General features: G+C 43.1%; 28 protein-coding genes. All 28 read left to right on the top strand.

The features are described 5' to 3' along the window. Positions 1 to 34 precede the first annotated feature (34 nt). The 28 genes from R2B77_RS13600 (at position 35) to R2B77_RS13465 (ending at position 16,393) form a co-directional block, all read left to right on the top strand. Positions 35 to 283, top strand: coding sequence for a ribosomal L7Ae/L30e/S12e/Gadd45 family protein (locus tag R2B77_RS13600; protein WP_203247869.1), 249 nt, complete (start codon positions 35 to 37; stop codon positions 281 to 283). Between the two features lie 101 nt (positions 284 to 384). Then, on the top strand, positions 385 to 807 hold the full coding sequence (gene rpsL / locus R2B77_RS13595; protein ID WP_203247870.1) for a 30S ribosomal protein S12: 423 nt from the start codon (positions 385 to 387) through the stop codon (positions 805 to 807). 72 nt (positions 808 to 879) lie between these two features. Continuing rightward, on the top strand, positions 880 to 1,350 hold the full coding sequence (rpsG, locus tag R2B77_RS13590; protein WP_067407705.1) for a 30S ribosomal protein S7: 471 nt from the start codon (positions 880 to 882) through the stop codon (positions 1,348 to 1,350). Between the two features lie 113 nt (positions 1,351 to 1,463). Then, positions 1,464 to 3,542, top strand: a complete 2,079-nt coding sequence (gene fusA / locus R2B77_RS13585; protein WP_203247871.1) for an elongation factor G — start codon at positions 1,464 to 1,466, stop codon at positions 3,540 to 3,542. A gap of 123 nt (positions 3,543 to 3,665) precedes the next feature. After that, entirely contained in the window at positions 3,666 to 4,853 is a 1,188-nt protein-coding gene (gene tuf, locus R2B77_RS13580) for an elongation factor Tu (protein WP_203247872.1), read from the top strand. A 367-nt stretch (positions 4,854 to 5,220) separates the two neighbouring features. Continuing rightward, positions 5,221 to 5,529: a 30S ribosomal protein S10 gene (gene rpsJ / locus R2B77_RS13575; RefSeq protein ID WP_042478628.1), complete on the top strand. Its 309-nt coding sequence runs from the start codon at positions 5,221 to 5,223 to the stop codon at positions 5,527 to 5,529. Positions 5,530 to 5,572: 43 nt separating this feature from the next. Then, the gene (gene rplC, locus R2B77_RS13570) at positions 5,573 to 6,202 is read left to right on the top strand and encodes a 50S ribosomal protein L3 (protein ID WP_203247873.1); all 630 of its coding nucleotides are present in this window, start codon (positions 5,573 to 5,575) and stop codon (positions 6,200 to 6,202) included. A gap of 25 nt (positions 6,203 to 6,227) precedes the next feature. Continuing rightward, positions 6,228 to 6,851 (top strand): 50S ribosomal protein L4, encoded by a 624-nt coding sequence (gene rplD / locus R2B77_RS13565; RefSeq protein ID WP_203247874.1) that lies wholly within the window; start codon positions 6,228 to 6,230, stop codon positions 6,849 to 6,851. After that, positions 6,851 to 7,135, top strand: a complete 285-nt coding sequence (gene rplW / locus R2B77_RS13560) for a 50S ribosomal protein L23 (protein ID WP_203247875.1) — start codon at positions 6,851 to 6,853, stop codon at positions 7,133 to 7,135. Before rplD ends, rplW begins: the two co-directional genes overlap by 1 nt. A gap of 44 nt (positions 7,136 to 7,179) precedes the next feature. Next, entirely contained in the window at positions 7,180 to 8,010 is an 831-nt protein-coding gene (gene rplB / locus R2B77_RS13555) for a 50S ribosomal protein L2 (protein WP_203247876.1), read from the top strand. A 60-nt stretch (positions 8,011 to 8,070) separates the two neighbouring features. Next, on the top strand, positions 8,071 to 8,349 hold the full coding sequence (gene rpsS, locus R2B77_RS13550) for a 30S ribosomal protein S19 (RefSeq protein WP_203247877.1): 279 nt from the start codon (positions 8,071 to 8,073) through the stop codon (positions 8,347 to 8,349). A 19-nt stretch (positions 8,350 to 8,368) separates the two neighbouring features. Beyond that, complete coding sequence (gene rplV / locus R2B77_RS13545; protein WP_203247878.1) at positions 8,369 to 8,713, top strand: 50S ribosomal protein L22; 345 nt, start codon at positions 8,369 to 8,371, stop codon at positions 8,711 to 8,713. Between the two features lie 3 nt (positions 8,714 to 8,716). Then, complete coding sequence (rpsC, locus tag R2B77_RS13540) at positions 8,717 to 9,376, top strand: 30S ribosomal protein S3 (RefSeq protein ID WP_203247879.1); 660 nt, start codon at positions 8,717 to 8,719, stop codon at positions 9,374 to 9,376. A gap of 1 nt (position 9,377) precedes the next feature. Next, a complete protein-coding gene (gene rplP, locus R2B77_RS13535) occupies positions 9,378 to 9,812 on the top strand; it encodes a 50S ribosomal protein L16 (RefSeq protein WP_203247880.1) in 435 nt (144 codons plus the stop codon). Continuing rightward, positions 9,802 to 10,002, top strand: coding sequence for a 50S ribosomal protein L29 (rpmC, locus tag R2B77_RS13530; protein ID WP_025783856.1), 201 nt, complete (start codon positions 9,802 to 9,804; stop codon positions 10,000 to 10,002). Before rplP ends, rpmC begins: the two co-directional genes overlap by 11 nt. Positions 10,003 to 10,019: 17 nt before the next feature. Next, a complete protein-coding gene (rpsQ, locus tag R2B77_RS13525) occupies positions 10,020 to 10,283 on the top strand; it encodes a 30S ribosomal protein S17 (protein ID WP_322555724.1) in 264 nt (87 codons plus the stop codon). A 39-nt stretch (positions 10,284 to 10,322) separates the two neighbouring features. Further along, the gene (gene rplN / locus R2B77_RS13520) at positions 10,323 to 10,691 is read left to right on the top strand and encodes a 50S ribosomal protein L14 (RefSeq protein WP_067204773.1); all 369 of its coding nucleotides are present in this window, start codon (positions 10,323 to 10,325) and stop codon (positions 10,689 to 10,691) included. A 36-nt stretch (positions 10,692 to 10,727) separates the two neighbouring features. After that, complete coding sequence (gene rplX / locus R2B77_RS13515; protein WP_203247882.1) at positions 10,728 to 11,039, top strand: 50S ribosomal protein L24; 312 nt, start codon at positions 10,728 to 10,730, stop codon at positions 11,037 to 11,039. Between the two features lie 26 nt (positions 11,040 to 11,065). After that, on the top strand, positions 11,066 to 11,605 hold the full coding sequence (rplE, locus tag R2B77_RS13510; RefSeq protein WP_203247883.1) for a 50S ribosomal protein L5: 540 nt from the start codon (positions 11,066 to 11,068) through the stop codon (positions 11,603 to 11,605). A gap of 19 nt (positions 11,606 to 11,624) precedes the next feature. Beyond that, the gene (locus R2B77_RS13505) at positions 11,625 to 11,810 is read left to right on the top strand and encodes a type Z 30S ribosomal protein S14 (protein ID WP_203247884.1); all 186 of its coding nucleotides are present in this window, start codon (positions 11,625 to 11,627) and stop codon (positions 11,808 to 11,810) included. A gap of 30 nt (positions 11,811 to 11,840) precedes the next feature. Further along, the gene (rpsH, locus tag R2B77_RS13500; RefSeq protein WP_203247885.1) at positions 11,841 to 12,239 is read left to right on the top strand and encodes a 30S ribosomal protein S8; all 399 of its coding nucleotides are present in this window, start codon (positions 11,841 to 11,843) and stop codon (positions 12,237 to 12,239) included. A 30-nt stretch (positions 12,240 to 12,269) separates the two neighbouring features. Next, positions 12,270 to 12,809 carry a 50S ribosomal protein L6 gene (gene rplF / locus R2B77_RS13495; protein WP_203247886.1) on the top strand — a complete coding sequence of 180 codons (540 nt, stop codon included), beginning with the start codon at positions 12,270 to 12,272 and terminating at the stop codon, positions 12,807 to 12,809. Positions 12,810 to 12,843: 34 nt separating this feature from the next. Continuing rightward, positions 12,844 to 13,206 (top strand): 50S ribosomal protein L18, encoded by a 363-nt coding sequence (gene rplR, locus R2B77_RS13490; protein ID WP_203247887.1) that lies wholly within the window; start codon positions 12,844 to 12,846, stop codon positions 13,204 to 13,206. A 22-nt stretch (positions 13,207 to 13,228) separates the two neighbouring features. Next, positions 13,229 to 13,729, top strand: a complete 501-nt coding sequence (gene rpsE / locus R2B77_RS13485; RefSeq protein WP_203247888.1) for a 30S ribosomal protein S5 — start codon at positions 13,229 to 13,231, stop codon at positions 13,727 to 13,729. A gap of 13 nt (positions 13,730 to 13,742) precedes the next feature. Continuing rightward, positions 13,743 to 13,925 carry a 50S ribosomal protein L30 gene (rpmD, locus tag R2B77_RS13480; protein WP_203247889.1) on the top strand — a complete coding sequence of 61 codons (183 nt, stop codon included), beginning with the start codon at positions 13,743 to 13,745 and terminating at the stop codon, positions 13,923 to 13,925. A 32-nt stretch (positions 13,926 to 13,957) separates the two neighbouring features. Next, positions 13,958 to 14,398 (top strand): 50S ribosomal protein L15, encoded by a 441-nt coding sequence (rplO, locus tag R2B77_RS13475; RefSeq protein ID WP_203247890.1) that lies wholly within the window; start codon positions 13,958 to 13,960, stop codon positions 14,396 to 14,398. Then, positions 14,398 to 15,690, top strand: coding sequence for a preprotein translocase subunit SecY (secY, locus tag R2B77_RS13470; RefSeq protein ID WP_203247891.1), 1,293 nt, complete (start codon positions 14,398 to 14,400; stop codon positions 15,688 to 15,690). The genes rplO and secY overlap by 1 nt, the downstream gene beginning before the upstream one ends. A gap of 49 nt (positions 15,691 to 15,739) precedes the next feature. Then, the gene (locus R2B77_RS13465) at positions 15,740 to 16,393 is read left to right on the top strand and encodes an adenylate kinase (RefSeq protein ID WP_203247892.1); all 654 of its coding nucleotides are present in this window, start codon (positions 15,740 to 15,742) and stop codon (positions 16,391 to 16,393) included. Positions 16,394 to 16,662 lie beyond the last annotated feature (269 nt).

The following is a 16,662-nucleotide window of genomic DNA, read 5'->3' as shown; positions in this document are numbered from 1 at the left end:
ATAGTTGAATGTCTGTACTTTGGAGGATATGGAAATGTCTTATGAAAAAGTCGAGCGGGCAAAGAAGACAATCATCGGTACAAAGCAGACAGTGAAAGCGATCCGTGCAGGGGTAGTGACTGCCGTCATTATCGCGCAAGATGCTGAAGAACGGGTTGTTGCTCCTGTAAAGGAGGAAGCCGCGCTTCATGGCGTCCAAGTGACATATGTTGATTCGAAAGAAAGACTCGGAAATGCATGTGGAATTCAAGTCGGTGCAGCCGTGGTTGCGATTACTGGATAATGGTTTTTGTGTGAAGAAGCACAAAGACTTTGTTTTTACCCCAAAAATGAACCACCTGGATGTGTGGTCTTACAAAACAAGTACGAAGGGAGGAAAATCCGATGCCTACAATTAACCAATTGGTCCGCAAACCACGTAAACCAAACGTGACAGGATCTAAAGCACCAGCACTCGGGAAAAGCTATAACAGCTTCAAAAAGTCAATGACGAACGTGAACTCACCACAAAAACGAGGTGTTTGTACACGTGTTGGTACAATGACACCGAAGAAGCCAAACTCGGCTCTTCGTAAATATGCACGTGTTCGTTTGACGAACCAAATGGAAGTCAATGCGTACATTCCTGGTGAAGGTCATAACCTACAAGAGCACAGTGTCGTACTTATTCGCGGCGGACGCGTAAAAGACTTACCGGGTGTTCGTTACCATGTTGTTCGTGGAGCGCTTGATACTGCTGGAGTTACTGGCCGTATGCAAAGCCGTTCTATGTACGGTGCTAAAAAACCTAAAGTTAAAAAAAGCTAATTTAAACAAAAATTATGATTGATAGTTATTTAAGCGGAAAAAGCTTAAAAACTTTGAAAGGAGGAAAACAACATGCCTCGTAAAGGTCCTGTTGCAAAACGTGACGTACTTCCGGATCCGATTTATAATTCGAAACTCGTCTCACGTCTTATCAATAAAATGATGGTTGACGGTAAAAAAGGTACATCTCAAAAAATCCTCTATGGTGCGTTCGAGCTTGTGAAAGAACGTTCTGGTAAGGATCCAATTGAAGTATTTGAAGCTGCACTTAACAACGTAATGCCGGTACTTGAAGTACGTGCACGTCGTGTTGGTGGAGCAAACTACCAAGTGCCAGTTGAAGTACGCCCGGAGCGTCGTACGACTCTTGGACTACGTTACCTTGTAAACTACTCACGTTCACGTGGTGAGAAAACAATGGAAGAACGTCTTGCGAATGAAATTCTTGACGCTTCTAACAATACAGGTGCATCCGTTAAACGTCGCGAAGAAATGCACAAAATGGCAGAAGCGAATAAAGCATTCGCTCACTACCGCTGGTAATATTCGGCAATATCATCAAATGCGCCTTGGCGTATTTGTGTTTGCCGGAGGCATAAACTTTATTCCGCGAATAAAGTTCATACTCTAATCCGAAACGGAAGGAGATCAACAACATGGCTAGAAAATTCTCCTTAGAGAATACACGTAATATTGGTATCATGGCTCACATCGATGCTGGTAAAACAACTACGACTGAGCGTATCCTTTATTACACTGGTAAAATCCACAAAATCGGAGAAACGCACGAAGGTGCATCTCAAATGGACTGGATGGAACAAGAGCAAGAACGTGGTATCACGATCACTTCCGCTGCAACAACTGCAGAATGGAAAGCTCACCGCGTAAACATCATTGACACACCAGGTCACGTAGACTTCACTGTTGAAGTTGAACGTTCACTTCGTGTTCTTGATGGTGCTGTAACGGTACTTGACGCTCAATCGGGCGTTGAACCACAAACAGAAACAGTTTGGCGTCAAGCGACAAACTACGGCGTTCCGCGTCTAGTTTTTGTCAACAAAATGGACAAAATGGGTGCAGATTTCCTTTACTCAGTAGGTACACTAGTTGAGCGTCTTGGTGCAAACGCACATCCAATTCAATTACCAATTGGTGCAGAAGATTCTTTCGCTGCAATCATTGACCTAGTTGAAATGAATGCTGTTTACTACGGCGATGACACAGGTCTAAATGCTGAAATAAAAGAAATTCCAGAAGAACATCGTGCGAAAGCAGAAGAATACCGTGAAAAGCTAATTGAAGCGGTTGCTGAATTCGACGAAGATCTTATGAACAAATTCTTGGATGAAGAAGAAATTACGAAAGAAGAAATCAAAGCTGCAATTCGTAAAGCTACGCTTGCAGTTGAATTCTACCCTGTCGTATGTGGAACTGCATTCAAGAACAAAGGTGTCCAACTCGTCCTTGACGCAGTAATCGACTACCTCCCATCACCACTTGATATCGCTGCTATGAAAGGGACGAATCCTGAGACTGATGAAGAAGTAGAACGTCACTCAAGCGACGAAGAGCCGTTCTCGGCACTTGCTTTTAAAGTAATGACAGACCCTTATGTAGGTAAACTTACATTCTTCCGTGTGTATTCTGGTGTTCTTCAATCAGGATCATACGTGCAAAACTCTTCAAAAGGTAAGCGTGAGCGCGTAGGACGTATTCTACAAATGCATGCGAACTCTCGTGAAGAAATTGCTGAAGTACACGCAGGGGAGATTGCTGCTGCAGTCGGACTTAAAGATACAGGAACTGGCGACACATTATGTGACGACAAAGCACTTGTAATCCTAGAGTCAATGGACTTCCCAGAACCAGTAATTTCACTTTCTGTTGAACCTAAAACAAAAGCCGACCAAGATAAAATGGGTATGGCGCTTGCTAAGCTTCAAGAGGAAGACCCAACATTCCGTGCGCACACAGACCAAGAAACTGGAGAAGTAATCATCGCCGGTATGGGCGAGTTGCATCTTGACGTTCTTGTAGACCGTATGCGTCGTGAATTCAATGTTGAAGCGAACGTTGGAGCACCGCAAGTATCTTACCGTGAAACATTCCGTGCTTCAGCGGAAGTTGAAGGTAAATTCGTGCGTCAATCCGGTGGACGCGGACAGTTTGGTCACGTTTGGATCGAGTTCTCTCCTAACGAAGAAGGAAAAGGATTCGAGTTCGTCAATAATGTTGTCGGAGGATCTGTTCCACGTGAATATATTCCGGCAGTTGAAGCAGGTATCCGTGATTCACTTGATAATGGTGTAATTGCTGGTTATCCTTTAATCGACATTAAAGCTCGTCTATTCGACGGTTCTTACCATGACGTTGACTCCAACGAAATGGCGTTCAAAATTGCTGCATCTATGGCATTGAAAAACGCTGTATCGAAAGTTAACCCAGTTCTACTTGAACCAATGATGAAAGTAGAAGTTCAAATTCCAGAAGAATACATGGGCGATATCATGGGTGACGTTACTTCACGCCGTGGCCGTGTAGAAGGAATGGAAGCTCGTGGTAATTCACAAGTAGTTCGTGCAATGGTTCCACTTGCGAACATGTTTGGTTATGCAACATCTCTTCGTTCTAACACACAAGGACGCGGAAACTTCTCAATGGTATTCGATCACTACGAAGAAGTGCCGAAATCAATTGCTGAAGAAATCATCAAGAAAAACAAGGGCGAATAATTATAATTTGAACTTGTTTCTATAGTAAATTACTTGTAAGATATGGGTAGGTGGAGGGCCCTCCAACACCTGTAGCTTCAAAAAAACTAAAAAAACTTTTATATTTTAAGGAGGAATTCCCAAATGGGTAAAGAAAAATTCGATCGTTCCAAAACACATGCTAACGTTGGAACAATTGGTCACGTTGACCATGGTAAAACAACTCTAACTGCAGCAATCGCAACAGTTCTTTCTAAAAAATTAGGTGGAACAGCACGTTCATACGCTGATGTTGATAACGCACCTGAAGAAAAAGAGCGTGGTATTACTATTAACACGTCTCACATCGAATATGAAACTGAAACTCGTCACTATGCACACGTTGACTGCCCAGGTCACGCCGACTATGTTAAAAACATGATCACTGGTGCTGCTCAAATGGACGGCGGAATCCTAGTTGTTTCTGCAGCTGATGGTCCAATGCCACAAACACGTGAGCACATCCTTCTTTCACGTCAAGTTGGTGTTCCTTACCTAGTAGTATTCATGAACAAATGTGACATGGTTGATGACGAAGAACTTCTTGAGCTTGTTGAAATGGAAATTCGTGATCTTCTTTCTGAATATGACTTCCCTGGCGATGACATTCCTGTCATTAAAGGTTCTGCTCTTAAAGCACTTGAAGGCGACGAAGCATACGAAGATAAAATCATGGAACTTATGACTGCTGTTGACGAGTACATCCCAACACCACCACGTGATACTGAAAAACCATTCATGATGCCTGTTGAGGACGTATTCTCAATCACAGGACGTGGAACTGTTGCTACTGGACGCGTTGAGCGTGGAGTAGTTAAAGTTGGAGATGTTGTTGATATCATCGGTATCGTTGAAGAAGCAAAATCTACAACTGTTACAGGTGTAGAAATGTTCCGTAAACTTCTTGATTATGCAGAAGCTGGTGACAACATCGGTGCACTACTTCGTGGTGTAGCTCGTGATGACATCCAACGCGGACAAGTACTTGCTAAACCAGGTACAATCGTTCCACACACAAAGTTTACATCTGAAGTTTATGTTCTTTCAAAAGAAGAGGGTGGACGTCACACTCCATTCTTCTCAAACTACCGTCCACAGTTCTACTTCCGTACAACTGACGTGACTGGCGTTATCGCTCTTCCAGAAGGCGTAGAAATGGTTATGCCTGGAGATAACATTGAAATGACAATCGAACTAATCGCTCCAATCGCTCTAGAAGAAGGTACGAAATTCTCTATCCGTGAGGGTGGACGTACTGTAGGCGCTGGCGTTGTAGCTTCAATCCTTAAATAATTTTAGATTCTTAAATCCCGCCCTTTGTGGCGGGATTTTTTCTCGCGATATCTTAAATGCTTCGATATGGAAGTGTTGTGCTACTCTTGTGCATAACTAATCAGTAAGAGGCTTGAGTTAAATGGTCTGACTATTAACATACAAGTTGCATTTCAAATCAAATAGAATTATAATAGTAAAGTTGAGAAAAGAAATTCCACAAAAGACTTGCGGAATTCTTTTTTTACGTGTATAATCTTTAATGTTGGTCTTTGACTGCGATGAAGCGAGAGGTTGCCGACACACCCGGCCGCTTTGCCATGGCATGTGTGTGGGAAATTTTCGTGGAGAATGTCTATAACAAAATAGGCGAAAAGGAGGGAAAATAATGGCAAAACAAAAGATTCGTATTCGTTTGAAAGCATATGATCACAGAATTTTGGATCAATCAGCTGAGAAAATTGTAGAAACAGCAAAACGTTCAGGTGCTAGTGTGTCGGGTCCGATTCCACTTCCAACTGAAAGATCTGTTTACACGATTCTTCGTGCGGTGCATAAATACAAAGATTCGCGCGAACAGTTTGAAATGCGTACACACAAACGTCTTATCGACATCGTTAACCCAACACCACAAACTGTGGATGCGTTAATGAAACTCGATTTACCATCGGGCGTAGACATTGAAATCAAACTTTAATTGCTACTAAATAAAACTTAAATTAATTCAGGAGGTGTGACAAATGACCAAAGGAATCTTAGGAAGAAAAGTCGGTATGACGCAAGTATTTGCTGAAAACGGCGACCTCATCCCGGTAACGGTAATTGCAGCTGGACAAAACGTTGTTCTTCAAAAGAAAACAACTGAAACAGACGGCTACGAATCAATCCAAATCGGTTTTGAAGATAAACGAGAAAAGCTAGCTAACAAACCTGAAAAAGGACATGTTGCTAAAGCTGCTACGGCACCTAAGCGCTTCATTCGCGAATTCCGCGAATTAGACGTGAACGGGTACGAAGTTGGTCAGGAAGTCAAAGTTGATACTTTCGCTGAAGGCGATATTGTCGATATTACAGGAACAACAAAAGGTAAAGGGTTCCAAGGTGTTGTTAAACGCCACGGTTATTCACAAGGACCAATGAGCCACGGATCACGTTTTCACCGCGCACCAGGTTCTATCGGATCTGTTGATGCTCAACGTGTATTCAAAGGAAAAAAACTACCAGGACGTATGGGTGGTAAAACAGTAACGATTCAAAATCTTGAAATCATACGAGTAGATGTAGAACGTAACTTGCTACTTGTAAAAGGTAACGTTCCGGGATCACGCAAGTCACTTCTACAAGTGCGCAGCGCAATCAAAGGGAACTGACCACTAAAGAAAGGAGGAAACAGGAATGCCTAAAGTATCCGTACTAAACCAGACAGGTTCTTCTGTCGGCGACATCGAACTAAACGATGCGATTTTTGGAATCGTGCCGAACGAAGCTGTCTTATTTGAAGCATTGGTTCAACAGCGTGCGTCATTACGCCAAGGGAACCATAAAGTAAAAACACGCGCGGAAGTCGCTGGTGGTGGACGTAAACCATGGCGCCAAAAAGGAACAGGACGTGCTCGTCAAGGGTCGATTCGTTCACCGCAATGGCGTGGAGGCGGTATCGTATTTGGTCCGAATCCAAGAAGCTATAGTTACAAACTACCGAAAAAAGTTCGTAGATTAGCTCTTCTTTCAGCACTTTCAACGAAAGTACGCGAAGAAGACATGATCGTTCTTGATGGACTTACATTCGATGCACCAAAAACAAAAGAATTCGTTAAAGTACTAGCAGCACTTTCAATCGAGAAAAAAGCATTGATCGTAACTGCAGACTTAGACGAAACAGTAGCATTATCAGCACGTAACATCCCTGGAATCAGTGTTGTTACTGCATCAGGACTTAACGTCCTTGACCTTATCGGCCATAACAAACTTGTTATGACGAAAGCAGCAGTTCAAAAAGTAGAGGAGGTGCTTGGTTAATGGAAGCACGTGATATTTTAAAACGTCCGGTCATTACCGAGCGTTCTTCTGAGCAAATGGAATTCAAAAAATATACTTTCGAAGTTGACACGCGCGCTAACAAAACACATGTGAAGCAAGCTGTCGAAGAAATTTTCGGAGTAAAAGTCGAAAAAGTCAACGTTCAGAACTACAAAGGTAAGTTCAAACGTATGGGTAAACACGCAGGCTATACAAACAAACGCCGTAAAGCGATTGTTACACTAACTGCTGATTCAAAAGACATCGAACTTTTTGAAATCTAATTTAATCACCTAAGCTAGTTAATTATACAAAGGAGGGAACACCAATGGCGATTAAGAAATACAAACCTACCTCCAACGGACGTCGTAACATGACTTCTTCTGACTTTGCTGAAATTACTACAGACAAACCAGAAAAATCATTGCTTGCACCGCTTAAACGGAAAGGCGGCCGTAACAATACAGGTAGGACTACTGTTCGTCACCAAGGTGGAGGCCATAAGCGCCAATACCGTGTCATCGATTTCCAACGCCGGAAAGATGGCATACCTGGACGCGTTGCTACGATCGAATACGATCCGAACCGTTCTGCGAACATCGCTTTAATCAATTATGTAGACGGGGAGAAACGTTATATCCTCGCACCAAAAGGATTGGAAGTTGGCATGACAGTTATGTCAGGTCCAGATGCGGATATTAAAGTAGGTAACACACTTCCACTTGAAAATATTCCAATGGGTTCAACTATCCATAACATCGAATTGAAACCAGGTAAAGGTGGTCAACTTGTACGTTCAGCAGGTACATCTGCTCAGCTACTAGGCCGCGAAGATAAATACGTTATCGTACGTCTTCAATCTGGCGAAGTTCGCATGATCCTTGCAACATGCCGCGCGACAATTGGTCACGTTGGTAATGAGCAACACGAACTTATTAATATCGGTAAAGCAGGACGCTCACGTTGGTTAGGCAAACGCCCAGCGGTTCGTGGTTCTGTTATGAACCCTAACGATCACCCACATGGTGGTGGTGAAGGACGTACTGGTATTGGTATGAAGTCACCAGTTACTCCTTGGGGTAAACCAACTCTTGGTTTCAAAACTCGCAAGAAAAACAACAAATCCGACAAATTTATTGTTCGTCGTCGTAAAAAATAATGTGAGCGCACTGCGGTTCAATGATTGGACCGTAGTACAAACACGGAGGGAGGTTCCGACATGGGCCGCAGCTTGAAAAAAGGACCTTTTGTAGATGATCACCTTATTAAAAAGGTTGAAGAACAAAAGGAATCCCAGAAAAAACAGGTTATTAAAACTTGGTCACGCCGTTCAACTATCTTCCCGTCGTTCATTGGAATGACGATTGCTGTCTACGACGGACGTAAACACGTACCTGTCTATGTGACTGAAGATATGGTAGGTCATAAACTAGGTGAATTCGCACCTACGCGCACATACAAAGGTCATGGCGCTGACGATAAGAAAACAAGACGCTAATTGAGAGGAGGTTAATCTGATGCAACAAGCAAAAGCTATTGCCCGCACAGTCCGTATTGCTCCTCGTAAAGTCCGTTTAGTCGTTGATCTTATCCGGGGCAAAAAAATCGGTGAAGCTGTCGCGATTCTACGCCTGACGCCGAAAGCGGCATCTCCGGTAGTGGAAAAAGTATTAAATTCAGCGATTGCAAATGCTGAACATAACTACGAAATGAATGTCGAAAACCTAATCATCAGCGAAGTATTCGTAGATGAAGGTCCGACAATGAAACGTTTCCGTCCACGTGCACAGGGACGCGCGAGTGCAATCAACAAACGCACAAGCCACATCACTGTAGTGGTATCAGAAAAAAAGGAGGGATAATTCGTGGGTCAAAAAGTACATCCTAACGGTTTACGGGTTGGTATCATCCGTGATTGGGAGTCAAAATGGTATGCTGAAAAAGACTATGCGACTCTACTACACGAAGATTTAAAAATCCGTGCTTATATTGAAAAACGTCTTGTAGAAGCTTCTGTTTCTAAAGTAGAAATCGAACGCGCTGCAAAACGAGTTAACGTTACTATTCACACTGCGAAGCCAGGTATGGTAATCGGTAAAGGTGGTTCCGAGGTAGAAGTACTTCGTAAACAACTTAATGATATCTCAGGCAAGCGTGTTCACATCAACATTATCGAAATCAAGCGTGCAGACCTTGATGCGAAACTAGTCGCAGAATCAATTGCACGTCAACTAGAAAGCCGCGTATCATTCCGTCGTGCACAGAAACAAGCGATTCAACGTACAATTCGCTCTGGCGCTAAAGGAATTAAAACACAAGTATCTGGACGTCTTGGCGGTGCAGACATCGCTCGTGCGGAACATTACAGTGAAGGTACTGTCCCTCTCCATACACTACGTGCAGACATTGATTATGCACACGCAGAAGCAGACACAACTTATGGTAAGCTTGGCGTTAAAGTATGGATTTACCGTGGAGAAGTCCTTCCAGTGAAGAAGAAGAACTCTGAGGAAGGAGGCAACTAATATGTTAATGCCTAAACGCGTTAAATATCGTCGTGTATTCCGTGGTAAAATGCGCGGAACTACAAAAGGCGGAGCAACGGTACAGTTCGGTGAGTTCGGTATCCAAGCTATGGAATCTGCATGGATTACAAACCGTCAAATTGAAGCTGCACGTATTTCGATGACACGTTATATGAAACGTGGCGGTAAAGTTTGGATCAACATCTTCCCGCATAAATCATATACGAAAAAGCCTCTTGAAGTCCGGATGGGTTCCGGTAAAGGTGCTGTAGAAGGCTGGGTAGCAGTTGTTAAACCTGGCAGAGTTATGTTTGAAATCGCAGGTGTGTCAGAAGAAGTTGCACGTGAAGCACTTCGCCTCGCATCTCACAAGCTTCCTATCAAGTGTAAGTTTGTAAAACGTGAAGAAATTGGTGGTGAATCTAATGAAAGCTAATGAAATCCGTGACTTAACAACTGCAGAGATTGAGCAAAAAGTGAAATCACTGAAAGAAGAGCTTTTCAACCTACGCTTCCAGTTAGCGACAGGTCAATTAGAAAACACTGCACGCATCCGTGAAGTACGTAAATCGATTGCGCGCATGAAAACTGTAATACGTCAAAGAGAAATCAGTGCAAATAACTGATGAAGGAGGTTGCAGCCATGACTGAGCGTAACCAGCGCAAAGTGTATACAGGCCGTGTAGTATCCGACAAAATGGATAAAACAGTTACTGTAATGATCGAAACACAAAAGAAGCACGCTTTATACGGTAAACGTGTAAAGTACTCTAAGAAATTCAAGGCCCATGATGAATTGAATGAAGCGAAAATCGGTGATGTTGTTCGTATTATGGAGACTCGTCCATTATCAGCAACAAAACGTTTCCGTGTTCTAGAAATCGTCGAAAAAGCGGTCATCATCTAATAACGTTCGGAGATATAAATCCGGGAGGAGGTAGCCTCAATGATTCAACAGGAAAGTCGCATGAAAGTCGCTGACAACTCAGGCGCTCGTGAAGTACTTACAATTAAAGTTTTAGGCGGTTCAGGCCGTAAAGTAGCAAACATCGGTGATGTAGTCGTGGTTACGGTTAAAAAAGCAACACCAGGTGGCGTTGTTAAAAAAGGTGAAGTTGTAAAAGCTGTTATCGTTCGTACGAAAAGCGGGGTACGTCGTAAAGATGGTTCATACATTACGTTTGATGAAAACGCATGTGTTATCATCCGTGACGATAAGAGCCCACGTGGAACACGTATTTTCGGACCAGTTGCTCGCGAACTCCGCGACAGTAACTTCATGAAAATCATTTCACTAGCTCCAGAAGTTCTTTAATTCACATGACAGTGCCAATCAAGGAGGTGCGACAGAATGCATGTTAAAAAAGGCGATAAAGTTATGGTGATCACAGGTAAAGATAAAGGCAAAACAGGTGTGATCCTAGTTGCTTATCCTAAAAAGGATCGCGTACTTGTGGAAGGTATCAATATTGTTAAAAAACATACGAAACCTAACCAAGAAAATCCTCAAGGTGGAATCATTAGCCTAGAGGCAGCGATTCACGTATCAAACGTCATGGTGATCGATCCTAAGACAGGCGAGCCCACTCGTGTAGGATACAAGATTGAAAATGGCAAAAAAGTTCGTGTTGCTAAAAAATCCGGTGAAAACCTGGATAAATAAGTAACGGATGAAAGGAGGTCCAACAGATGAGCCGTCTAAAGGAAAAGTTTAAAAGTGAAGTCACACCTGCTCTTATGAGCAAGTTTGAATATACGTCAGTTATGCAAGTACCAAAAGTCGACAAAATCGTCATCAACATGGGTGTTGGTGATGCTGTTCAAAACACGAAAGCACTAGACGCAGCAGTAGAAGATCTTACAATCATTGCTGGTCAAAAACCGGTCATCACAAAAGCGAAGAAATCAATCGCGGGATTCCGTCTCCGTGAAGGGATGCCTATCGGAACTAAAGTTACACTACGCGGTGAGCGTATGTATGAGTTCCTTGATAAGCTAATCTCGGTTTCGTTACCTCGTGTACGTGATTTCCGTGGTGTTTCAAAGAAAGCATTCGATGGTCGCGGAAACTATACGCTTGGAGTTAAAGAGCAACTTATTTTCCCTGAAATCGACTACGATAAAGTTTCTAAAATACGCGGTATGGATATCGTCATCGTTACAACTGCAAACTCCGATGAAGAAGCACGTGAGTTATTAACGCAGTTCGGCATGCCGTTCCAAAAGTAAATAAGAGGGAGGCGTAAACGTGGCTAAAAAATCAATGATCGCTAAACAACAACGTACACCTAAGCACCCAGTGCAGGCATACACACGCTGTGAGCGTTGTGGTCGTCCGCATTCTGTATATCGTAAATTCAAGCTTTGCCGTATTTGTTTCCGCGAACTAGCGTACAAAGGACAAATTCCAGGCGTTAAAAAAGCCAGCTGGTAAACCCGGCAATTTGGGAAGGAGGTAAATGGAATGACAATGAGTGATCCGATCGCAGATATGCTTACACGCATCCGTAACGCGAACATGGTTCGTCACGAGAAGCTTGAAGTACCTGCTTCAAATATGAAAAAAGAAATTGCAGAAATCTTGAAACGCGAAGGTTTCGTCCGCGAAGTTGAATTCGTAGAGGATAGCAAACAAGGTATCATCCGCATTTTCCTTAAATATGGTCAAAACAACGAGCGTGTTATCACAGGTCTTAAACGTATTTCAAAACCTGGTCTTCGTGTTTACGCAAAAACAAATGAAGTACCTAAAGTTTTGAATGGTCTTGGCATCGCCCTCGTTTCAACATCACACGGTGTCCTTACTGATAAGGAAGCACGTGCTAAACAAGTAGGCGGAGAAGTAGTCGCTTACGTATGGTAATTTGTAACAAATGAATGGAGGTGCAATTGAATGTCCCGTATTGGCAAAAAGCCGATTGAGGTACCTGCAGACGTAACTGTAACCATCGCTGATGGCAACTTCGTTACTGTTAAAGGACCTAAAGGCGAACTTACAAACACATTTAACTCTGATATTAAAATCGAGCAAGAAGCTAACGTGATCACTTTGGTCCGTCCTTCTGAATCTAAAGAACATCGTTCTATTCACGGAACGACACGTTCATTACTCGATAATATGGTGACAGGCGTTTCAAAAGGTTTTGAAAAAACTCTTGAACTTGTTGGGGTAGGTTACCGTGCATCACTTCAAGGTACAAAACTTGTATTGAACGTAGGTTACTCACATCCGGTTGAATTCACACCGGAAGCAGGAATCGTAGTTGAAGTTCCTGCAAACACAAAAATCATTGTACGCGGTATTAACAAAGAACGCGTTGGTGCTCTAGCATCGAACATCCGACAAGTACGCCCACCAGAGCCGTATAAAGGCAAAGGGATTCGTTATGAAGGCGAAATCGTACGTCGTAAAGAAGGTAAAACAGGTAAATAATGCCGCTTAAGGCATCCCGGAAGGAGTGACCACGATGATCACGAAACAAGATAAAAACGTTACTCGTAAAAAGCGTCATGTACGCGTACGTACGAAAATTAGCGGAACTGCAGCTCGTCCACGTCTAAACGTCTTCCGTTCAAACAAGCATATCTATGCTCAATTGATCGATGATGTAAATGCCGTAACGATTGCAAGTGCTTCTACAATGGATAAAGACTTCGGTTCTGATTCCAAGGCAGACACTGCAGCAGCGGCTAAAGTCGGCGAGTTGATCGCGAAAAAAGCTGTTGAAAAGGACGTCAAGGCGGTAGTTTTCGACCGTGGCGGTTACCTATTTCACGGCCGTGTGAAAGCTCTTGCGGACGCAGCACGTGAAAACGGTCTGGAATTTTAATTAAGAAGGAGGGACACATTTCATGCGTCGTAATGATCAGAAACAAAGTGAATTCGAAGAACGCGTAGTTACGATTAACCGCGTAGCGAAAGTTGTAAAAGGTGGACGTCGTTTCCGCTTTACAGCTCTCGTCGTTGTCGGAGATAAAAATGGTCGTGTAGGTTTCGGTACAGGTAAAGCACAAGAAGTTCCAGATGCAATCCGTAAAGCTATCGAAGATGCGAAGAAGAATTTGATCGTTGTACCAATGGTCAAAGGAACGACTCCACACCAAGTACTTGGACATTTTGGTGCAGGAAAAATTCTTATCAAACCTGCAGCACCTGGTACTGGAGTAATCGCTGGTGGACCTGTCCGTGCGGTACTTGAACTTGCAGGTATCACGGATATTCTTTCCAAATCCCTAGGTTCAAGCACACCAATCAATATGGTTCGTGCAACAATCGAAGGATTGACGAATTTGAAACGCGCTGAAGATGTAGCTAAATTGCGCGGCAAATCCGTAGAAGAACTGTTAGGTTAAGGGGGGAAACACAATGGCGAACAAACTTGAAATCACCCTTACAAAAAGCGTAATCGGTTCAAAGCCAGCACAACGTAAAACTGTTGAAGCGCTTGGACTACGTAAATTGAACCAAACGGTAGAACACCAAGATAATGTTGCAATTCGCGGCATGATCAACAGAGTGGACCACCTGGTTACTGTCAAGGAACAATAATTCCGATTTTTGAATAAGGAGGTGCCAAAGAAATGAAATTACACGATATGAAACCAGCTGAAGGTGCTCGTAAAAAACGTAAACGTGTTGGACGTGGTACAGGTTCTGGTCATGGTAAGACTTCTGGTAGAGGTCATGATGGTCAAAACTCACGTTCGGGCGGTGGCGTACGTCTAGGATTCGAGGGTGGACAGATTCCACTTTTCCAACGTCTTCCTAAGCGTGGATTTACGAACATTAACCGTAAGGAATATGCAATCGTAAACCTTGATACACTTAATCGTTTCGATGCTGGAACGGAAGTAACTCCCGAGCTACTACTCGAATCAGGCATCGTGAGCAAAGCCAAATCAGGAATTAAGATTCTTGGAAACGGAACTCTTGATAAAAAGATCACTGTCAAAGCTCACAAATTCTCTGCTTCTGCTGTTGAAGCGATCGAGAAAGCGGGCGGGCAAACCGAGGTGGTTTAATGTTTCAGACAATCTCCAACTTTATGCGCGTTAGAGATATACGGTCTAAAATCTTTTACACATTACTTGTGCTGATCGTTTATCGACTAGGGACATTCATCCCAGTTCCAAACGTTGACGCAACTGCTTTACAACAATCTGATAATAATCTGATTGGGTTAATGAATGTATTTGGCGGGGGAGCTCTTGCTAACTTCTCTATCTTAACGATGGGGATTATGCCATACATTACAGCATCTATTATCGTGCAATTATTGCAAATGGATGTTGTGCCGAAATTTTCTGAATGGGCGAAACAAGGGGACGTTGGAAGACGTAAACTTGCTCAGTTCACAAGATATTTCACAATAATCCTAGCTTTTATTCAAGCGATTGCCATGTCATTTGGTTTCAACCGGATGTACGACGGTACGCTAATAACTAGCGAAGGTGTTTCGACATATGTGGTCATTGCGATCGTATTGACGGCAGGAACTGCATTTCTTCTATGGCTTGGCGAGCAAATTACGGCAAAAGGTGTTGGAAATGGTATTTCCATCATTATCTTTGCAGGTATTGTTGCAGCGATTCCAAATGCAGTCAACCAACTTTACGCAACTCAGATCCAGGATGCAGGCGACGCGCTATTCATTAGAATTGCGATGATGCTTCTGTTACTCCTAGTGGTCATTGCAATAACTGTTGGGATTATCTACTTCCAAGAAGCACTACGGAAAATTCCAATCCAATATGCGAAGCGTGTCACTGGCCGCGGTCCTTCGACTGCAAGTCAACAGACACATTTACCATTGAAACTTAATGCTGCGGGAGTTATCCCGGTAATCTTTGCGGCAGCATTTTTCATGACGCCACAATCATTGGCTGCTTTCTTTGGAACAAATAGTGTGACGACAACAATTACGACTGTATTCGATTATACGAAACCGGTTGGTATGGTCTTCTACATCGCATTGATTGTTGCATTCACGTACTTCTATGCGTTTATCCAAGTGAATCCAGAAAATATTGCGGATAATCTTAAAAAGCAGGGTGCGTATATCCCGGGCATTCGTCCAGGACAAAACACTCAAAGCTACTTAACGAAAACTTTGTATCGACTGACATTTGTAGGAGCAATTTTCCTTTCAGTTGTATCAGTCATGCCGATATTCTTTATCAATTTTGCAAACCTTCCACAGGCCGCGCAAATTGGAGGAACAAGTCTAATCATCGTCGTTGGGGTTGCCCTTGAAACGATGAAGCAGCTTGAATCACAACTTGTGAAAAGGCATTACAAAGGTTTCATGAAATAAGAGTTACAACTTTTTGTAGCTCGGATGTGAAAATGGGAGGGCAAGACGTATGAATATCGTATTAATGGGTCTGCCAGGTGCTGGTAAAGGTACACAGGCAGACGGAATTGTCGAAAAGTACGAAACCCCTCATATTTCTACAGGCGATATGTTCCGTGCAGCTATTCAAGAAGGTACGGAACTTGGAGTCAAAGCAAAATCGTTCATGGATCAAGGCGCTCTTGTTCCTGATGAAGTAACAATTGGCATTGTGCGTGAACGATTAAGCAAATCCGATTGTGATAATGGTTTTCTACTCGATGGATTCCCGCGTACAGTTCCACAAGCAGAAGCGCTTGATGGTTTACTCGCTGACATGGGACGAAAAATTGATCATGTACTCAATATCCAAGTTGAGAAAGAAGAACTTATCGCAAGGCTAACTGGCCGTCGTATTTGTAAAGTTTGCGGCTCATCTTATCATCTTCAATTCAACCCGCCAAAGGTTGAAGGGAAATGTAATAAAGATGGTGGCGATCTTTACCAACGTGCGGATGACAATCCCGAAACTGTAACAAACCGTCTGGAAGTAAATATGAACCAAACGGCACCGCTATTGGCTTATTATGATGCCAAAGGCGTGTTGGCTAACATTGATGGACAACAGGACATCAGTGACGTTTTCAAAGATCTGGACGCTCTTCTTCAAAAAAGCGGACAGTAAGCTTTTTCAGCCGTAGATATTATTGGTCATTTTTGGGCATAGTAGTAATATGGTATGAAGAGGTAATTCAACGAGCTGCAAAAGCATTTGATGCCCGGTATAGGAACTAGTCGGAGTTCTGCGGGCGTAGGTTCTGAATCCTCATAAGTGCATTTAGCTACAAAAGTAGGTATAATCATTTAGTGGAAAGAACTGTATAGCGCAACTAGGAACTCATCCACGGCAATCTGGACAGTCGTGTCCATTCCGACGCGATTTTCCACAACAAG

The sequence above is a fragment of the Sporosarcina beigongshangi genome, from assembly GCF_033485195.1.
In the GTDB taxonomy this organism is placed as follows: Bacteria; Bacillota; Bacilli; order Bacillales_A; family Planococcaceae; genus Sporosarcina; species Sporosarcina beigongshangi.
The sequence above is the reverse complement of the archived record's forward strand: the minus strand, read 5'-3'. Positions and strand labels throughout refer to the sequence as shown.